Source organism: Epilithonimonas arachidiradicis (assembly GCF_003610695.1).
Taxonomy (GTDB): domain Bacteria; phylum Bacteroidota; class Bacteroidia; order Flavobacteriales; family Weeksellaceae; genus Epilithonimonas; species Epilithonimonas arachidiradicis.
On record NZ_RAQH01000002.1, the window covers coordinates 254,833 to 275,231 of the forward strand.

A 20,399-nucleotide genomic window follows, 5' to 3' on the forward strand; every position below is an offset into this window, starting at 1 on the left:
CTTTTTCTTCGCTTTGAACCAGAATATCCTTTAATTTTTTTATCAGAGAAACAAAAAAACTCCCCAAAAATGGAGAGTTTATATTATGTTGAGATCCTTCGACAAACTCAGGATGACAATTCTTAGTATCTGTAATACTCAGGTTTGAAAGGACCTTTCACATCAACACCGATATACTCAGCTTGTTCAGGAGAAAGAGTTTCCAATTCTACGCTTAATTTCTTAAGGTGAAGAGCAGCTACTTTTTCATCTAAATGTTTTGGCAACATATAAACTTCGTTTCCGTAAGCTTCAGAATTATTCCAAAGTTCGATCTGAGCCAAAGTCTGGTTAGAGAAAGAGTTAGACATTACGAAAGATGGGTGACCGGTTGCGCAACCAAGATTTACCAATCTACCTTCAGCAAGAATGATAACTTCCTTACCTTCAATAGTATAGATGTCAACTTGAGGCTTCACTTCAGATTTAGTAGAACCGTAGTTTTTGTTCAACCAAGCCATATCGATTTCGTTATCGAAGTGTCCGATGTTACAAACGATCGCTTTGTCTTTCATTTTAAGGAAATGCTCGCCTCTTACGATGTTGAAGTTACCTGTTGTAGTAATGATGATATCTGCGTTATCAACGACAGTATCCAATCTTTTCACTTCATAACCGTCCATTGCAGCTTGTAACGCACAAATTGGATCGATTTCCGTAACTGTAACGATAGAACCGGCTCCTCTGAAAGATGCAGCAGTACCTTTACCTACGTCTCCGTATCCGCAAACTACCACTCTTTTTCCAGCCAACATTACGTCTGTAGCTCTTCTTACAGCATCTACTGCAGATTCTTTACATCCGTATTTATTGTCGAATTTAGATTTAGTAACTGAATCGTTTACGTTGATTGCAGGCATTACCAAAGTTCCGTTCTTCATTCTTTCGTACAATCTGTGAACTCCTGTTGTAGTTTCTTCAGAAAGTCCTTTGATTCCGGCAGTAAGTTCAGGGTATTTATCAAAAACCATATTCGTTAAATCACCACCGTCATCCAAGATCATATTCAATGGCTTTCTGTCTTCACCAAAGAAAATAGTCTGCTCTATACACCAATCAAATTCTTCTTCGTTTAGACCTTTCCAAGCGTAAACCGGAATTCCTGCGGCGGCGATTGCAGCAGCAGCATGATCCTGTGTAGAGAAAATATTACAAGAAGACCAAGTCACTTCAGCTCCTAAAGCTACCAAAGTCTCGATAAGCACAGCCGTTTGGATCGTCATGTGAAGACATCCAGCGATTCTTGCACCTTTTAACGGTTGAGACGGTCCGTATTCTTCACGGATAGCCATCAAACCAGGCATTTCTGCTTCTGCAAGAGTAATTTCTTTTCTTCCCCATTCTGCCAGGGAAATATCCTTCACTTTGTAAGGAACGTATTGTGTTGTAGTACTCATATGTAAATGAATAAGTTTAAATTCAACGATAATAAGTTGCAAAATTACGATTAATAATTTAGATACAAATAATGCTGCTTAAACTTAATTGATATGATAAGTTGCATAACAAAAATTTATTTAGTTTAAATCTAAATAACTATTTTTGTGACATCAAAAAAATATATTATGAGTGAACATACAGAAGAAGCAAAGAGACAGGCTAAACCAGTTGCTCCAAAAGTAAAAGAATTAATTGCTAAAACGTTAAGTGTAACTTTGGCAACTGTAGATGCAGAAGGAACACCGAACGCTAGTTATGCACCATTCGTAGAAATCGATAACAAATTCTATATTTTGGTTTCTTTTATGGCTAAGCACACCAAAAATCTTGCTGAGGGTAGGAAAGTGTCTGCAATGTTCATCGAGGATGAGTCTGCTACGAAACAAATCTATGCAAGAGAAAGATTGACAGTTGAAGTTTCTACTTCTCAAATCGAAAGAGATTCTGATGATTGGAATAACATCGTTGGTAAACTAAAAGAAAGACACGGAAAAATCGTAGATGTTTTGAATGAAATGACTGATTTTATTCTAATTGCACTACATCCTGTAAAAGGTGCTTATGTGAACGGATTCGGAAGTGCTTATTTCGTAGATGCCAATCTGGAAATTATGGAACACAGAAACGATATCAATCACACACAGAAATAGTACCGTTTTCAAATATATACGAGAGGCTTAGTTTTTACTAAGCCTTTTTTTGATTTTTTATGTCTTCGAGAGCCTCAAACTGACATTGCCAAAATTAGAAAATTTAGTATTCGAAATGTCACACTGAGCGGAGTCGAAGTGTTTTTCTTAAATTTAAATCTTCCTAAAAATAACCGTCGAGTTATGCCCACCAAAACCAAATGCATTGCTCATTGCGATATTGATTGGTTTCTCTTTATTTTCGGTAACGATATTAATGCCTTCCGGAATATTCTCATCCAGCTTTGAAACATTTATTGTTGCAGGGATTATATTCTCCTGAATTGCTTTGATGCAAATAATTGCTTCTACAGCACCAGCGGCTCCCAACAAATGGCCTGTCATCGATTTGGTGGCGCTGATGTCAAGATTCTGGCTTCCTTTAAAAACTTTATTAATAGCGTTCAGCTCTGCTAAATCTCCGAGTGGAGTAGAAGTAGCGTGCGGATTCAGATAATCGACTTGATCGGACTGAATGTTGGCGTCTTCCAATGCCAGTTCCATAGATTTTGCCGCGCCAATTCCTTCCGGATGAGGTGCAGTCATATGATAAGCGTCGGCTGTCATTGCTGCGCCAATTAGTTCCGCGTAGATTTTTGCACCTCGGGCTTTGGCGTGTTCATATTCTTCCAAAACTAATGAGCCTGCGCCTTCGCCCATTATAAAACCATCACGTTCCACATCATAAGGCCGGCTCGCAACTTTCGGATTATCATTTCTTGTGGACATTGCTTTCATTGATGAAAACCCACCTAATGAAGCTGGCGTAATTGGCGCTTCCGAGCCACCACTCACAATCACTTTTGCTTTTCCCCAGCGGATGTAATTGAAGGCATCCATAAAAGCAGTATTAGAAGTTGCACAAGCTGAAACCGTGGTATAATTAATTCCTCGCAATCCGTATTTCATAGAAATCATTCCGGAAGCCATATTGGCAATCAGTTTCGGAACAAAAAACGGACTGAATCTCGGTGTTCCATCTCCTGAAACATAGTCTGTGACTTCATTTTCAAAAGTTTCCATTCCGCCTTGCCCGGTTCCCCAAATGACGCCAATGTCAAAAGGATCGAAGTCCTTAAAATTCAATCCGGAATCTTCCATCGCCTGAGCGGCTGCATAAATAGCATATTGTGTGAAAAGGTCACTGCGCTTGATTTCGTTTCTGTCCAGATATTTTTCAGGCGCAAAATTTTTTACCTCGGCAGCAAACTGAACTTTGAATTTTTCCGGGTCAAAATGAGTGATTTTGTCAGCGCCACTTTCACCTTTTAGAATATTATTCCAGAAGGTTTCAACATCATTTCCCAAAGGCGTTACGGCTCCCATTCCTGTAATTACGACTCGTTTCATTATCTTGTGATTTGTGTTTTGAATAAGTTGGATGTGCCTTTTGCAATCAGTCTGGTTTTGTCTGCATTCCAGATTTCGCAAGTGGCGTTGATGAATTGTTTCCCTAATTTGGTGATGTGTGTTTCGGCAATGATATTTTCGCCTTCTTTCCCGATGGAGAAATAATCGATAACATTATTAATCGTCGTGTAAAAAGTAGGTTCATTAAGAGAAAACATTGTGGCTCCCAAAACGTCATCAATTATTGCAGCTGTCACACCGCCGTGGAGATTCCCGATCGGGTTCAACCATTCCGGACGAATAGTGTACTGGAATTCCAAATGACCTTTTTCCGCGGATAGGACAATCGGTTTCAGCCAGCGCATAAACGGCGAGGGTGAATCTTTGAATTCTTTTCCCGTTAATGATTGCAAATGTGCTAGTCTATCCATAATATTATTTACTTAATTTGATTGAGTATTACTTTCGCAGACTGTCAAGAGCGGATTCTTCGAGAGTCCCATAAGACTTAATCTACTCACCAACTTCCTGCGTTCTTCTTTGATTCATTGCCAGCAAAGCATCTTCGGGTGATGACAAATATAATCTGTAGATATCTTCCGTCTGCCCAACGCGGATTTCGTAGTTATCCTGTTCCAATCCGGCAATCAACTGCTCGGCAACAAAGGACGCTGGAACGCCGTTTTTTCCACCAATTGGCGCGGAGAATTCGGTGTCTACCAAAGGTGGCATCAGTTCAAAAACTTTGACGTTAGCATTTTTTAAAGCTAAACGTAAATATCTGGTGTAAGAATGCAAGGCGGCTTTGCTCGCAGAATAGGTCGCCAAAGCGCCCGGAACGAAGGCTACGACAGAAGATACGTTCACGATGGTTGGATTGTCGTTAGTTTTCAGAATCGGGAGTAGTTTTTCGTTTAATCGGATGATAGAGAGATAATTGGTTAGCATTTCGTCTTCTGCTTTTTCGAAAGCGTTGACGTTTTCTTCTGTAATGTCGTAAACGAGCGCGCGACCGGCATTGTTGATGACCATATTCAAATCTGGAAATTCGGATTTGATTTGGCTGACCAGATTGTCTACATCTTCTGCATTACTGACGTCCGAAACGATGGTGCTGACATTTTTCAGTTGCGAAGCGGCTTGCTGTAAACGTGCTTCATTTCTGCCTGTGATGATGACCTTATTACCTTTTTCTGATAATAATTTTGCGATTTCTAATCCGATTCCGGCTGAACCGCCTGAGATTAATACCGTGTTGTTGGATGTTTTCATAATGATGTTTAATACCGATTGGTATATTTTTAATTAAAAAAAATTATTTGATTAATTCGTTATCGATGATTGTTTCGATTCTTTCTAATGCATTGAAAAGATAAGTTTTGTTGTTCATTGTTTTTGAAAGCAGGATTCCGCCTTCTATCAAAGCAATAAATTGAAAAGCATATTGTAAAGAATCTGCAGTTTCTACGATTTCTTTTTGAGTTTTCCCTTTTTCTAAAATTCGACTCCATTGGTTGCCCCAATTTTCAAAATTCTTAGCCACTTCCGCTTTAAGAAAAGGCATTGTATCGTCTGCTTCTACAGCTGTATTCAAGTGAGGACAGCCACCACGAGAGAAATTGATTTCCCAAGTCTTTCTGTAATAATCTATAATTGTGAATAGTTTTTCACGCGCTGTCATTTCGTTGTTCAGCTGATTGATAAAGCTGGTTTGCAACCTTTTGGAATTGTAGAGATAAACTTCTTTTGCCACCTCGTCTTTATTTTCGAAGTTACCATAAATGCTGCCTTTTGTTAATCCGGTTGCAGTTGTAATGTCTGACAGAGACGTACCGGCATAACCTTTCTTATTGAAAAGTTCTGCGGTTTGTTCAATAATGAACTGTCTTGTTTTTTCTGCTTTTGACATTTTAAATCTGAATTGACGATGCAAAGATAAACAAATTATATACCAATTGGTATATTTTATGAATTTATTTAAAAATAAAACCCGGAAGTAAAAACTCCCGGGTTAAATTTGAAATTGAAAATATTACTTTTTGATGATTTTATACGAACTGCTTTTCTGCTCAGATAAAACTTTAACCACATAATTCCCTTTTGGTAAAGAAGAAACATCAAGTTGAAGCTTTTTCGAATTGGCAGGATTACTTAATAATAATTTCCCGGAATAATCATAAACCTGAACAGAAGAAATCTGAGAATCTCCGGAAATATGGATGACATCAGCAACCGGGTTTGGATACACTGAAAATTGATTTTTACTAATATCCGTTACAGCCATTGCCTCATCAGCAGCTACACTCCATAGTTCATAACCGCTGTCATTATATTTTGCCGTGAAATATAATTTGTCTCCCATCGCCGTAAAATAAGGAGTGTAACTTAGGGCATCCTGTGACGGATTCTGTGGGTCAGCCATTATCTTTTGAGTTCCCGCCAATGTTCCGTCGGATTTCCATAACTGATAATATTCTTCACTATTGACAGCTCGGAAGTATAGCTTACCACCCATCACCTGGAAAAACATTGGCGAAATAGTAATGCCCATAGAATCGCCAGGACCTGGCAAAACATCTATAAATAATTGAGTACCTTCCGGTGTTCCGTCGGTTGACCAGATCTCTCCGCCGTGCTCAGCATCTCTTAATGTCATAAATAACTTGTTGTTATAAATGATATATTTAAACTGTGGAATTACGCCATTTTCAGTTCCTTCGTAAACATCTTTCAGGATTTTAGTACCAGCTTCGGTACCGTCTGTCGTCCATATTTCTCTTCCTGTGTCGCTACTATATGCTGTGAAAAATAACTTTCCATTAAAGTCAATAAAATCTGCAGGAATAGCGTTTCCATTACCACCAGTATTGATATTTTTAACCATATAAGTTCCGGCGCTGGTTCCGTCTGTAGCCCAAAGTTCGATGCCGTTTGTGCCATCATCGGCATTGAAATAGATTTTATTGCCAAACGCTTTCAGGTTAGAAGGATTGGAACTTTCTGCATGGATATCTTTTACCATTTGCGTTCCGGCCGCAGTGCCGTCTGTTACCCAAAGTTCAAAGCCGTGCTGACCGTTATCAAAATCAAATCCATCTAGCGCGTTGAAGTAAAGTTTATCATTGAGAACTGTAAAATAAGAAGGATTAGAACCAAATTCACCTTCGCGCAAATCTGTCACCATTACGGTTCCTTCCGTTGTTCCGTCGGTTTTCCAAAGCTCGGTTCCGTGAACACCATCTTCTGACCTAAAGTATAAAGCATTGTTGAACTCCACGAATTCAAAAGCATAAGAACCACCGCTACCCGGATACATATCTTTTACAAGGACTGTTCCAGCTTCTGTCCCGTCTGACGTCCAAAGCTCGTTTCCGTTAGCTTCATCAGTCGCGGTAAAAAAAAGTTTTCCATTCAGAACTTTAAAGTTATAAATATCAGAACCATTGCTTCCTGGATTGATGTCTTTGACCAGTTTGGTTTCCGTACCGTCTGTGACCCAAAGTTCTTTTCCGTGTTCGCCGTCATCTGCAGAAAAATATATTTTTGAATCTACTTTGATGAGATTTTCCGGAAAAGAATCGCCCGTCGGATTGATGTCTTTGACCATTTTAAAGACTGGCGTCTGCTGAGCATTGATTTCTAAAAATGATACCAATAATGCCGCAAGGATAAATTTACTCTTCATATAAATAATTTCTTTTAAGTAAAATTAGAGCCTTAATTTCAGAATGCGTAGAGATATGCTATTAGATATCCGAAAATTTCAAGAAAACAAAAGTTTTTTAATTTTAATTAATTGAAAATCAGATTATTTTTACTGAATTAATTTTAGATTAAGAAATTTTATTTTTGATGTTTTGATTGATTTTTTTCGACTTTTTTACTAGAAAATAAGATAAGGTCAAACCTGATAAAATTAAAATACCAAGAAGAACATAAATGATAATCACAGATTTTTTTTGTTCGGATTCAAAATTTTTCTGCTTGAATTCGTTTCGTTTTTGAATTAATTCATTCAGAGATTTTACATCTTCCAGCGCAAATTTGGATTGAGTCGAATCAAATAGTTTTTGGTATTTCTGATGATTTTCAAAGTCATTAAGCTCGATGAAATTTTCTGCCAAGAGTTTGTAAATTCGACTTTCCATTTCGATTTGCTGAGCTTCTTTAGAAAGAGGAAGTGCAGATAACAAAGTTTCATTAGAACTATTAAAATCTTTTCTGGAGCTTTTGATTTCAGATAAACCAATCAACGCATTACATTCCAGAGATTTTGCACCATTTTTTCTGGCGTCGGCTAATCCATTTTCAAAACTGACCTGGGCAGAATCTTTGTTGATGTTGAGGTAGCAATAAGCTTTCTGGTTATAAGCCTGCCCGAGATTCGCTTTCGCAAATCCGTTGTCTTTGTCTTTTTTGAACTCGTTAATCGCTTTGTCAAAATGCTTAATCGCATAACCACAATCCAGACTTCTTTTGTACAGAAACCCTTTCAGGAGATTGATATTTCCAATCAAATATTTTTTAGACCCAGGCAAAGAAACCGACTGCGAAAGCTTGTCTGCTTTATCCAGATAATGCCAGGCTTCGTCACGCATTTCTATCCTAATGTATTGATTTCCAATGAGCCCCAAAGTCCTGATTTGGTTGGCAATATCTTTAGTTTGTTCAGATAATTCGTTGGCTTTCAAAGCGAATTCAATGGATTTTTGATAATCATTCAAACCAGAATAGCCGTTGGAAATCAAGATATAAGACGAGATTTTGTAAGAAGATTCAATGTTTTTTTTCTTCAAAATGTCCTTTCCAATATCAATGGTTTTCTGTGGATTTTTGAAAATAAATGAATTAGCAGAACTTATCAGACTGTCAAGTTCTTTATTGCCTTCCTGAGCAAAAACCAAACTTGTTGAAATGGATAAAATCATCACCAAAAAAATTCTCAATGCTCTCATTTTATTCACTTTTAATGGTTTTGATAAATGAGGCAGGCGAATGTCCCGTAACCTGTTTGAATACAGTAGAAAACAAACTATGTGAAGAAAATCCAGCTTCTTCAGCCAGATGACTAACTTTATATTTTAAATAGACAGGATTATTTCTTAGTTGATTGATGATATAATTGATTCTCAATTCATTGATATAAGTGTGGAAATTTTTATTCTTATAAGTATTGATGATTTCGGATAGATATTTAGTATTTGTATTTAGATTTTCAGCCAAAAGATTGAGTGAAATCGCTGGGTCAAGATAGTCATTGTTTGACTCGAATTTTTCCAGTTTTTCCAGCAAAAAACTAATGGTTTTATCAGGAATTACAATTTTTCCGGCACTTTCCTGCGCTTTGTTTTCCGCAATGAATTTTTCTCTTTCTTCCGCTTCTTTTATTGCTTTTTCGTACTCGTTTTGTTTTTGATTTAATTTCCGATTGATGAAATAACCAATAATCAATACAAGTAAAATCGCAATCGAAATAAAATAAATAATTCTTTTCTGCTGTTCAGATTTGGATTCTAAAATTTCATCCTGTTTCTGACTGATTTTGGTAAGAAAAAAAATTCTGGCATTTTCTTTTACAGACTTCAAAGAATCCTGCAAAGCGGTTTGAAGTTGACAGAATTCCCGATATTTTTCCTGGTCTTTGGATTCGTAATTGTTGATTGCCAATTGATAAATCTCTTCTCGCAACCAAATATCCTGAGCTTTCTTTTCAATTGGTTTTAAAAGTTCGAGATAATCAATATTCTTATCAAATTCTTTTCCTGAAGATGGAATTTTAGCCTTTGCATAAAAATAATAAGGTGTGTCATTCTGAATTTTATGTGAGAAATATTGTGCTGAATCCAACTTTCCAAGATTAGAATAGGAAAGCGCGTAATAGAAATTGCTAAGCTCCGGAAAAGATTTATTTTTTTGCTTTTCGAATAACTTTAAATTCTTAATAGTCTGATTCCAATTAGAATTTGAATAAGATTTTATCGCTTTTTCATAATAATTCTGAGTGATTTCCTTTTCATCTTTGATAAGATATAATTGAGAAAAATCAATTCCCAATTCATCACAAAGTCTTGCCAGTAGAAAGTTGATTTGAAATTCATTTTCCGGACGACTGGATTTTTTTGAAAGTTCCAGACATTGAAATAATTTTTCACTCGCAGAATTGTAATCGCCTCTTAATAGATAACTTTCGGCAAGAAGTAAAAGCGCTTTTATTTTATCATTATCATCCGAACTGTTTTTGGAAAGAAATTCTGAAATAACAGCAGATTCCGAAGGTTTTTTATAAAGTAAATCCTTGCATTCTAAGAACAAAGTTTCCGCATCTCGGCTATTTTGTGCTTTGATGATTGTACCGAATGCGAGAAAAATTGCTAAAATTAATTTCAAAACGAAATAGGTCTGATTGCTTATAAACCAGTAAATTTATGTAAATATTTTTTCAAAAAAATATCTTTTTCATTTCCAATATTGAATATGTCGCAAAAAAAATGCTCCCGAAAAAAAATCCGAGAGCATCGCGTATAGAGAGAATAATGAATGTTTATTTCCAGCCGCCACCTAAGCTTTTGTAGATGTTGACAACTGTGCTTAGCTGTCTTTCTTTAGCTTCGATGAGTTCCATTTTTGCGTCCAATGCATCACGCTGATTCATCAGAACTTCGAGATAATCGGCTCTCATATTTCTGAATAGCTGATTGGCAATATCGATTCCCTGGTCAAGTGCCTGGACTTCCTGCGATTTCATTTCGTAATATTGGTCAAGGTTTTTGATTGCCGACATTTGATTGGTAATATCAAGATAAGCGCTCAAAATGGTTTTGTCATATTCGTACAAAGCCTGGATTTGTTTCGCATCAGCTGATTTGAACTGCGCTTGAATAGCACTTTTGTTAATCAGCGGACCAGCCAGTTCTCCAACTAGGCTGTATGCAATTGATTCCGGCATTTTCACAAGATAATTGGGCTTGAAAGCTTCTAAACCAAGAGCAGCGTTGATTTCCAAGCTTGGATAGAATTCTTTTCTTGCTGCTTCTACATCCAATTTGGCAGATTGTAATTCCAATTCAGCTTGCTTAATATCTGGACGATTTGCTAATAACTGAGACGGAATCCCTGTGTAAACCGTTTGCGGAACAATCGACATAAAGCTTTCTTTGGTTCTCACAATCGGTTGCGGATAACGACCAAGCAAAGCATTGATTTGGTTTTCCTTTTCCGTGATTTGCTGTTTCAAGTCGTATTCTGTCGCATTGGATTTTGCCAGTTCAGCTTCGAATTTTTTAACGGCCAATTCCGTTGCAGCCATTGCCTGTTTTTGGATTTTGGCAACTTCAAGCGCTTTTTTCTGCAAATCCATATACTGATGGATGATATCCAGTTGATTGTCCAGCGACAATAATTCGTAATAATTATCAGCCACTTCTGCAATCAAACTTGAAAGAACAAAATTCTTTCCTTCGACCGTTGACAGATAATGCGCAACAGCAGCCTGTTTTTCGGTTCTCAATTTATGCCAGATATCAACTTCCCAGTTGGCAACTAATCCGCCTTCAAAATTGGTCAGGTTTTCAGGAACTTCTTTTCCATCGGTTATATCAGTTGAAGCATCACCAGCTCCTGTGCTTGTGTAGCGGCCAACTTTTTCTATTCCGGCTCCTAATCTTGCTGCAACCGTCGGACTTAGCTTTCCGTTCTTGTACATAACATCGCTTTTCGCAATTTCGATTTGCTGAAGCGTAATCATTAATTCCTGATTGTTTTTCAAAGCTTCATCAATCAGATTCACAAGATTCGGATCTGTAAAAAATTGTTTCCAGGGTGTAATTCCCGAGTTGTTTTCGGAAACGGCTTGGTTTTCAAAGTTCTGAGGGATTGTTTCTTTTACTCTATCCTGAATTTTGGTCGCCATTGGTGCTTTACATCCAATCAATGCTAATGAAATGAATGCTCCAGCTATTATATTTTTATTTATCTTCAAATTTTCCATCGTGTTGGTAAGGTTCAGTTTGTTCAGTTAAAGGATTTTCTTCTTCATAGTAAGTCAGTTTGGACTTAGCTGCAATGTTGGCAAAAATGTAATACAATCCTGGAATTATCATTAATCCGAAAATAGTTCCGATGAGCATTCCTCCTGCAGCTGCGGTTCCGATGGTTCTGTTACCAACGGCTCCAGGTCCTGTTGCCAAAGCCAAAGGAATCAATCCGGCGATGAATGCGAACGAGGTCATCAAAATCGGACGGAATCTTAAAGATGCTCCTTGTAACGCCGCTTCTTTTGTAGAAAGTCCTTCTTCTGCTTTTTTCTGAACTGCAAATTCGACAATCAATACAGCGTTCTTTCCGAGTAATCCTATGAGCATTACCATTGCCACCTGTGCATAGATATTATTTTCTAATCCGAAAAGTGTTAAACATAAAAATGCTCCGAAAATCCCTGTTGGTAAAGACAAAATAATTGGAAGCGGCAAGATGAAACTTTCGTATTGTGCAGAAAGAATCAGATAAACGAAGCCAAGACAAACCAAGAAAATGTAAATTGCTTCATTACCTCTGGAAACTTCGTCTTTAGAAATCCCTGCCCAGTCGATTCCGAAACCTCTAGGCAAAGTTTTATCAGCAACTTCCTGAATGGCTTTAATGGCGTCTCCTGAACTATATCCGGGAGCCGGTGTTCCGCTCACTTCGGAAGAGTTGTACATATTATGTCTTGTGATTTCTGACAATCCATACACTTTTTCAAGATGCATAAAATCTGAATAAGGAACCATTTGGTCTTTATCATTTTTCACGTAAAGCTTCAATAAATCACTTGGCAAAGCACGATATTGGGGACCGGCCTGAACAATCACCTTATAAGGTCTGTCGAATCGGATGAAACTTGTTTCGTAATTGGAACCAATCAAAGTAGAAAGGTTGTCCATTGCTTTCTCTATTGTCACACCTTTTTGTTCTGCTAAATCGTTATCCACTTTCAACATATACTGAGGGAAACTCGAAGAATAGAATGTGAAAGCAGAACCCAATTCCGGACGTTTTTTCAATTCTTTCACAAAATCATTGCTGACTTGTTCCATCTTGTGATAATCACCACTTCCAGCTTTGTCAAGAAGTCTTAATTCAAACCCTCCTGCAGCTCCATAACCGGGAATTGAAGGTGGTTGGAAGAATTCGATGTTTGCTCCAGGTATTTCCTTGGCTTTTTGTTCTAATTGTTCAATGATTTCCGTGGCTGATTCTTTTCTTTCGTCCCAATTTTTAAGGTTAATCAAACAAGTTCCAGAGTTAGAACCTGTACCCTCAGTCAGAATCTCATAACCTGCCAAAGATGAAACAGACGAAACCCCATCAATATCTTCAGACGCTTTTTGAAGTTGTAATGCAATCTGATTGGTTCTTTCTAAAGTTGAACCCGGAGGCGTTTGGATAATTGCATAAATCATCCCTTGGTCTTCACTTGGAATAAATCCGGAAGGTAATTTGTTACTCAAGAAAAATGTTCCGATACAGAAAAGAACTAATAACGGAAGTGTTACCATTTTTCTCGTAACAACTTTAGTTAATAAGTTGTGGTATTTTCCTGCTCCAACTGTAAATAAGTTATTAAAACCATCCAAAAATCTTGTAACCGGAGTTTTCTTTTTTTCTTTTCCGTGGTTGTTTTTCAGGATTAATGCACACAAAGCAGGTGTCAATGTCAAAGCGACAACTCCGGATAAAATAATGGATGAAACCATCGTAATCGAAAACTGACGATAGAAAACCCCAACCGGACCGGACATAAAAGCAACCGGAATGAAAACCGAAGCCATTACTAAAGTGATTGCGATAATTGCCCCACTAATTTCGTGCATTGCTTCTTCCGTTGCCTTGAGTGGCGACAGATGTTTTTCTTCCATCTTGGCGTGGACGGCTTCTATCACTACAATCGCATCATCAACGACAATCCCAATTGCCATTACCAAGGCAAAGAGTGAAATCAAGTTCAAAGTAATTCCGAAGGCGGACATTACTGCAAATGTTCCTACCAAAGAAACCGGAACTGCAATTGTTGGAATCAAGGTAGAACGCCAATCTCCCAAGAATAAGAAAACCACGATTGCTACTAATATAAACGCTTCGAATAATGTATGAACTACTTTCTCAATCGATGCATCCAGGAATCTGGAAACGTCATAACTGATTTCGTAATGCATTCCTTTTGGGAAGGTTTTCTGCAAATCAGACATCAACACTTTTACATTCTTGATTACGTCACTTGCATTAGAACCGTAAGATTGTTTCAATGTGATTGCGGCTGATGGTTTTCCATTCAAAGTAGAGTAGATGTCATACATTGATGAACCGAATTCTATATCAGCAACATCTTTCAGTCTTACAAATTCGCCATCTGTTTTAGCTTTCAGAATGATATTGCCATAGTCTTTTTCGTTATTGAAACGACCTGGATATTTCAAAATATATTCAAATGACTGAGAACGTTTTCCTGAACTTTCTCCCGTTTTTCCTGGAGAAGCTTCCAAACTTTGCGCATTCAAAGATTCCATCACTTCGTCAGCTGAAATTCCGTAAGCTGTCATTCTATCAGGCTTTAACCAAATACGCATTGCATATTCACGAGTACCTAAGATGTCGGCAAAACCAACACCGCTAACCCTTCTCAATTCCGACATTACGTTGATATCCGCATAGTTGAAAAGGAATTTTTGGTCCGCTTTCGGGTCATCACTGTAAAGGTTGATATACATTAGCATATTCGGTTCTTCACGCGTGATTTTCACACCTTCACGAACTACCAACGGAGGTAATTTGTTAACAACAGACGACACACGGTTTTGAACGTTAACAGCAGCAACATTCGGGTCAGTTCCCAAATCAAAAACGATTTGGATCGAACATTCACCGTCGTTTCCGGCGTCGGAAGTCAAATATTTCATTCCCGGAACACCATTTAGTCCGCGTTCCAACGGAATTACAACAGATTTAATTAGCAACTCGTTATTAGCTCCTGGATATTCCGCAGTGATGTTCACTTTTGGTGGAGAAATAGAAGGGAATTGCGTGATAGGAAGTTTTACCAAAGACAAGACTCCCATAAATACGATGATCAAGGAGATCACGATCGACAGAACAGGTCTGCGAATGAATTTCTTAAACATAATTTTTTAATTATTAATTATGAATTGTTAATGATTAATGAAAACATAGTATATTTTCACAAACAGATTGATAATTAACCACTAACAATTAATCCTTAAGTTTTAGTTTGCTTGTAATTTTAATGAGCTCAGGACTTTTTTCGGGTCTTGGAATTTGGTCTCCACTTTCTGGTCGTCTTTTACTTTTTGTACCCCTTCTAACAAGATTTTGTCATCAGGATTAAGTCCTTCAGAAACAACATAGATATCAGGAAGTTCGTAAGCAACCTTGATATTTTTTGATCTGGCAACCCCATCTTTTCCAACTACAAAAACATATTTCTGATCCTGGATTTCGTAAGTTGCTTTTTGAGGAATAATCAAGGCATTTTTAAGCGGAAGGGTCATTTGGATTTTTCCAGTTTCTCCATTTCTCAATAATTGGTTTGAATTCGGGAATTTTGCTCGGAAAGCGATGTTTCCCGTTTCGTTGTCGAATTCACCTTCAATGGTTTCAATGATTCCTTTGTCCGGAAAGGTTTCGCCGTTGGCCATTACCAAGGAAACGAGATTATTGCCACGTTCTGCTGAATGCATCTGATAGTTAAGATATTCCGGTTCGGAAACGTTGAAGTAAGCATAGATTCCTCCATTATCAGAAAGACTTGTCAATAGGTCGCCTTCATCTACTAAACTTCCTAATTTAAGAGGAAGGCGATCAATAATTCCGGAAAAAGGTGCTTTGATTGTAGTGAAAGATAAATGCGTTTGAGCTAAGTTCAATTCAGCTTTTGCTGCGTCTAATTTAGCTTTAGCCATTCTTTTTTCATTAATGGAAACAACATTGTTATTGGCTAATGTGCTAGAGTTTTGTAATTCAATTTCTGCTTGTGCCACTTCAGCTTTAGCTTTTAGAACATCAGCCTGATAAAGTTGAGGCATAATTCGGAACAAAACCTGTCCGGCCTGCACGTGCTGACCTTCGTCTACAAAGACTTTTTCCAGAAATCCTTTTTCCTGTGCACGGATTTCGATATTTTTTTGAGAGCGTATCTGGGATACAAATTCTTTAGTAATGACCGTATCCATTTTTACCGGTGAAGTGGTGGGATAGATAACAGCTTCTTCCTTTTCTTCCTTTTTGTCTTTGCAGCTGAACGCCAGCAAAAAGCTACTGAGAAGAAGACTGATAACAATTTTGTTTTTCATAATTTTTGATGTTTTTGTAAAGCGATTTACCAACGTTGTCGGTTTCATTTTCAATAAATTTTATTTTTTTATAGAGTATAGGATGAATAACTATTAGAAGATAAGCTCTGGAAATTGAATTCTAGAATTAAATTATAACTAATGATTACTCAGAATGTTGAGTTTGGGAATTTCAAGCAACGGTGATTGTTACCACTTTGGAATAAGGGTAATGCAGTTGTTGAAAAATCGAAGTTTAAATACGGATTGTGCGCAGTAAGATGAACCTTTTAACGGACGGAAAAATCCCTTTCGCCTCGTAGAATTTTAAGTTTCTGCGTCTAAAATATAGGTGTAGAAGATAACCAATCCCGAAAGTTGCAGCAATTGCTATAAAATTGAGAACATCGGAAAAATTAAGAGTCATTTCCTCGGGAGAGTCCAGAGAGTCACTCATTTGCTGCAAAGATGCTTTTTCTAGAGAATGGTTGAGGTGATGTTTTTTAGCAAACGATAGTATGTGCAGAGATATATTCTGATTCCCAAAATCTGGCTGGAAATCAAGCGTCTGCTTATTCTCTGCTGTAAAAAGCAGAAAGATAAACATTAGAATATATACAATTACATTTCTCATTTTGATACTGCAAATTTACATCGGATAAGTGTTAAAATAATCTTAAAGCATCATTTTTAAGGCATTTTTAAGTTCTGGAAATCAGGTTTGTAATTTCCTGCTTATGTTTTTTTATTAATTTTAAGGACTCAAAATAATTATTAATGCCTTTTTATAAAGACCTTTCCGATGATGTTGCAAAAGTTCTGATGTGGGAATATGATGAGAACGAGGTACTTGATTCTAATGAATTGTTGGAACCGGAAAACCAACATAAGATTCTCGGTTATCATCCCAATAAAATTGCCGAAGTTCTTATGGTGAGGAAATTATTGAAAACCGTTCTGCCCAACCACAAAATCCTGTATAGAGAGAATGGGGAGCCTTATCTTTTTCCACAGGATTTCCATATTTCCATCAGTCATTCTTATCCATTGGTCGCTTTGGCAATTTCTAAAAAAAAGGTTGGAATCGACCTGGAAAAACGCAAGGAGAAAATTAAAAAAATCCGCCACAAATTCATTCTTCATGAGGATCTTTTTATCGACAATAATGAGGAAGTGGATTACCTGACTGCGATCTGGTGCGTGAAAGAAGCGCTTTACAAAATCCATCACAGTAAACACTGGTCACTGAAAAAGCATTACGATGTTTTGCCTTTTGAACTGAAGGAAGCATTCACGGCGAAAAGCAGAGTTTATGACATCGAAAATGAAGATTTCTTCAAGGCAAGAGTTTCTTTTTTCGAGGATTACTGTTTAGCCATTGTGGATTGATTATGAATTAGGGTTCAGATTGTGAAAATTACTGCGGTAATTTGGTGTATTTTTATGTTCTAATTATATTAATGAGAATGATAGTCCCGAGAAAGAGTCTGCTTATATTATTTTTTTTGTTTCCATTTTTTTTCGTTGCTCAAAAGAATATTTCCAGATTATTAGATAGTTTGGTTTTGAGCAAAAGTAAGCAACAAACAGTTGATTTGAGTTTGAAAATAGCTTCGAAAATAAAATTCGAAGATGTGGAACGAATGAATTATTATATTGGTGTTGCCGAGGAATCTACAAAAAAAATCAATACAGATACAGCTTGGGTTAAATATTACAGACAAACGGCAGAGATTTATTCGGCTGTAGATGCAGTAGATCTTTTTGCCAATGCGCTTCTAAAAGAATATGATTTTTACAAAAATTCGTCAGAACCGAGGAGGTATAAATTGGAGACCAAATTGGCGATTTTGTACGCCAGACTCAATGACAAAAATTTGGCTTTACTATATTTTAATAAGCTTTGGAAACACTATAATAGTGTGAAAGATTATTATTACATGGCGCAAACCAAAATCAATATTGGTCGATTGAATTTCCAATATGGCACTCCGAAATTGGCTTTGAAATATTACCAGGAAGCCGCTGCGTATCTCAAAAAAAAGCCAGATGAAAAACTGCTGATCATACTCAATACCAATATCGGAGAAGCTTATATCCATCTGCAAGATTATGAAAAAGCCAAAATTTTTCTAGACAAGGCAAGATCATCTATAAACAAAACCACAGATGACTCAACAAAAAGTTGGATATATCTTGTTTCATCCCATTTTTATCGGAAAATTGGCGATGCTAATCAAGCTGTTTTCTACGCGCACGAAGCCGAAAAATATGAGTCTACAACAAACACCTTTGCACAGAAAAACGTGTTAGAAGCATTGTATAAAGCTTACCTGCTAAAAAAAGATTACGAAAACTCAGCTAAATATTTTTCATCTTATGATAGTGTGCGTGATAGTCTCAAAATCGAGGAAAAAGCGGTTAATGTAGAAAAAACGAAGCTGGAATATGCCAGCAAAATCAAATCGCAACAACAAAAACTGGATTATAATCAAAAAAAATTCACGCTGATTCTTACCATTTGCATTCTGGTTATTCTGCTGTTGATTTTATCGATTTTCATGATTCGTTACAAAAGTCGGTTATTGAAAATCAAACTAGAACATGAGCTGAAGGAATACAAAGAAATCCAATTGAAACAAGAATTGGAAAAACGGAATAAGGAACTTACAATCAAAACGATCAAGGAAGCGGAACAGAAAGAGTTGTTTCATGTTTTGGTAGACGATCTTAAAAAAATCCAATCGACCGCAGGAGAAAGCAACGTGAAACAATCTGTTAATCTTGTAATTAATATGATGAATCATAATTTGGTTCACAATAACTGGGAAGAGTTTGAACTTCGGTTTTCTAATGTTTACGAATCTTTTTATGAAAAACTCAATGCTAAACATCCGGATCTGAGCCTAATGGATAAGCGGATTTGTGCGTTGATAAAACTCAATCTCTCCACAAAAGAGATTATGAATATTACCAAATCCTCACTTAGATCCGTAGAAAATATCCGCACACGTCTTAGAAAAAAATTAGGATTAACCAACAGTAAAACTGATTTAAATAAGTATTTGTCTGATTTGTAATATTTTGATAAATAGGTTTTTACGTTTGGGTGAGTGTTGAATGAGTATCTCAAAATAATCGTTGAGCATTTATAGTGTATCCAAATATTTGGAGACATTATTGTTTTTTTCAACATTTGTTACCAATCAACAAAATTTATTATGACATGAAAAAAATTGTTTTTTTATTATTGGTATTTATTTATCAATTGAGCTACTCGCAACAATCAAAAAACTTCGAAAGCCGAATCTCGTATAACCAAATTGCTAAATCTAAAACTGATGGAGCTGGTTGCTTAGCTGCCGGATATTATTTTCCTGAGGAACTCTTCACTCCAAGTTGCCAAGGGAGAAATGAGCAGATCCATACAGCGGTTATGTATGGATCTTACTCTAATGTAAATGTTACTGCCGGGGTTGAATATACGTTTATTATTTATTCAGAAAATACAACTACTAAAACGTCCTACATTACTATTTCAGATGAAGAAGGAACAACGGTATATGCATCGGGGTATGATACAATCAAATGGACGGCTACCAAAGATGAAGTTGTAAGATACTATGTACATGCAGATGACCAATGTGGTACCAATAATGATTTGGTTAAAAAATACATTAGATGTGGCGATATTCCTGCGGAACCAGCTTATGGCTGTAACCAGGATTACCAAGGTCCATTTTGGGCAGCTTGTTCTGTAAGTGGAGATACTGGATACTTGACAGCAGATGATTTTTTTGTACCTAAAGATTCGGAAGCCTTTAAGCTGAAATCTTTGAAATTTCTGTTGTTGCCATTGGCAGAAAACGATGATTTTGAAAAATTCTCTATTGAAGTTCGAAAAGATAACAACAACTCTCCAGGAGATGTGATTGCGTCTTATGAAAATCTTGTTCCTACAGAAGTCACTAGACATAGTGAGGATTTTGTAATTTATCCAACCTTTTGGGCTAGCCTGACAATTCCTGATAGTGGTTTGGAAATCCCCGTTAATAAAGATGAAAATACAAGATATTGGCTCACATTACAAGTCTGGTCCAAAACGGGGCAAAACATTTTTATAACCAATTTTCAGCGCATCCAAGGATGGGCGACGAATCCTACTTTCCAAAGCTTGGACAATAAAGAATCTTGGATTACAACAACTTGGGAAGAAGATCCAGGATTGGAGGGCAATTGGTCCTTTATTTCCGATTGTAGCAAATTAGGTGTTGATGATATAGAAACAGAATCTATCAGTCTTTATCCTAATCCTGTACACCATACTTTGAATGTTTCTTCTAAAAAACAAATCAAGGAAATATCAATACTAAGTTTGACCGGACAAACATTATTAAGCTCGATTCAACCAAAAAGTCATCAGATGGACGTTTCAGCACTGGCTTCAGGAATCTATTTGGTCAATATAAAATTAGAGAATGGAATTCTGCAGACCTTCAAGATCATAAAAAAATAAAAATGTTTTTACTAATATCACAAAGCAACTTGAAATGACAAG

At 36.8% G+C, this 20,399-nt stretch carries 16 protein-coding genes; 4 read left to right on the forward strand and 12 right to left on the reverse strand.

Features of this window, described 5'->3' with window-relative positions; translation table 11 throughout:
- Positions 1-122 precede the first annotated feature (122 nt).
- On the reverse strand, positions 123-1,436 hold the full coding sequence (gene ahcY / locus BXY58_RS05165) for an adenosylhomocysteinase (RefSeq protein WP_120212756.1): 1,314 nt from the start codon (positions 1,434-1,436) through the stop codon (positions 123-125).
- Positions 1,437-1,604: 168 nt separating this feature from the next.
- Between ahcY and BXY58_RS05170 the strand changes: the two genes are divergently transcribed.
- On the forward strand, positions 1,605-2,129 hold the full coding sequence (locus tag BXY58_RS05170; RefSeq protein WP_120212757.1) for a HugZ family pyridoxamine 5'-phosphate oxidase: 525 nt from the start codon (positions 1,605-1,607) through the stop codon (positions 2,127-2,129).
- Between the two features lie 153 nt (positions 2,130-2,282).
- Here the strand turns inward: BXY58_RS05170 and fabF are convergent, their stop codons facing one another.
- From fabF to BXY58_RS05225, 11 genes are all read right to left on the reverse strand, one after another.
- A complete protein-coding gene (gene fabF / locus BXY58_RS05175) occupies positions 2,283-3,518 on the reverse strand; it encodes a beta-ketoacyl-ACP synthase II (RefSeq protein WP_120212758.1) in 1,236 nt (411 codons plus the stop codon).
- Positions 3,518-3,949: a PaaI family thioesterase gene (locus tag BXY58_RS05180; protein ID WP_120212759.1), complete on the reverse strand. Its 432-nt coding sequence runs from the start codon at positions 3,947-3,949 to the stop codon at positions 3,518-3,520. Before BXY58_RS05180 ends, fabF begins: the two co-directional genes overlap by 1 nt.
- An 82-nt stretch (positions 3,950-4,031) precedes the next feature.
- On the reverse strand, positions 4,032-4,790 hold the full coding sequence (locus BXY58_RS05185) for an SDR family oxidoreductase (RefSeq protein ID WP_120212760.1): 759 nt from the start codon (positions 4,788-4,790) through the stop codon (positions 4,032-4,034).
- 43 nt (positions 4,791-4,833) lie between these two features.
- Positions 4,834-5,427, reverse strand: coding sequence for a TetR/AcrR family transcriptional regulator (locus BXY58_RS05190; protein ID WP_120212761.1), 594 nt, complete (start codon positions 5,425-5,427; stop codon positions 4,834-4,836).
- A 123-nt stretch (positions 5,428-5,550) separates the two neighbouring features.
- The gene (locus BXY58_RS05195; RefSeq protein WP_120212762.1) at positions 5,551-7,203 is read right to left on the reverse strand and encodes an ELWxxDGT repeat protein; all 1,653 of its coding nucleotides are present in this window, start codon (positions 7,201-7,203) and stop codon (positions 5,551-5,553) included.
- Between the two features lie 148 nt (positions 7,204-7,351).
- Positions 7,352-8,473, reverse strand: a complete 1,122-nt coding sequence (locus BXY58_RS05200) for a hypothetical protein (RefSeq protein WP_120212763.1) — start codon at positions 8,471-8,473, stop codon at positions 7,352-7,354.
- Between the two features lies 1 nt (position 8,474).
- The gene (locus BXY58_RS05205) at positions 8,475-9,905 is read right to left on the reverse strand and encodes a helix-turn-helix domain-containing protein (protein ID WP_170144196.1); all 1,431 of its coding nucleotides are present in this window, start codon (positions 9,903-9,905) and stop codon (positions 8,475-8,477) included.
- Positions 9,906-10,059: 154 nt separating this feature from the next.
- Entirely contained in the window at positions 10,060-11,505 is a 1,446-nt protein-coding gene (locus tag BXY58_RS05210; RefSeq protein WP_120212765.1) for a TolC family protein, read from the reverse strand.
- On the reverse strand, positions 11,483-14,674 hold the full coding sequence (locus BXY58_RS05215; RefSeq protein WP_120212766.1) for an efflux RND transporter permease subunit: 3,192 nt from the start codon (positions 14,672-14,674) through the stop codon (positions 11,483-11,485). The genes BXY58_RS05210 and BXY58_RS05215 overlap by 23 nt, the downstream gene beginning before the upstream one ends.
- A 102-nt stretch (positions 14,675-14,776) precedes the next feature.
- Positions 14,777-15,862 carry an efflux RND transporter periplasmic adaptor subunit gene (locus BXY58_RS05220; protein WP_120212767.1) on the reverse strand — a complete coding sequence of 362 codons (1,086 nt, stop codon included), beginning with the start codon at positions 15,860-15,862 and terminating at the stop codon, positions 14,777-14,779.
- Positions 15,863-16,097: 235 nt separating this feature from the next.
- Positions 16,098-16,475, reverse strand: a complete 378-nt coding sequence (locus tag BXY58_RS05225; protein WP_120212768.1) for a hypothetical protein — start codon at positions 16,473-16,475, stop codon at positions 16,098-16,100.
- A gap of 143 nt (positions 16,476-16,618) precedes the next feature.
- Between BXY58_RS05225 and BXY58_RS05230 the strand changes: the two genes are divergently transcribed.
- From BXY58_RS05230 to BXY58_RS05240, 3 genes are all read left to right on the forward strand, one after another.
- Entirely contained in the window at positions 16,619-17,230 is a 612-nt protein-coding gene (locus BXY58_RS05230; RefSeq protein WP_120212769.1) for a 4'-phosphopantetheinyl transferase family protein, read from the forward strand.
- A gap of 116 nt (positions 17,231-17,346) precedes the next feature.
- Entirely contained in the window at positions 17,347-18,921 is a 1,575-nt protein-coding gene (locus BXY58_RS05235; RefSeq protein ID WP_147366810.1) for a hypothetical protein, read from the forward strand.
- 146 nt (positions 18,922-19,067) lie between these two features.
- Entirely contained in the window at positions 19,068-20,357 is a 1,290-nt protein-coding gene (locus tag BXY58_RS05240) for a T9SS type A sorting domain-containing protein (protein WP_120212771.1), read from the forward strand.
- Positions 20,358-20,399 lie beyond the last annotated feature (42 nt).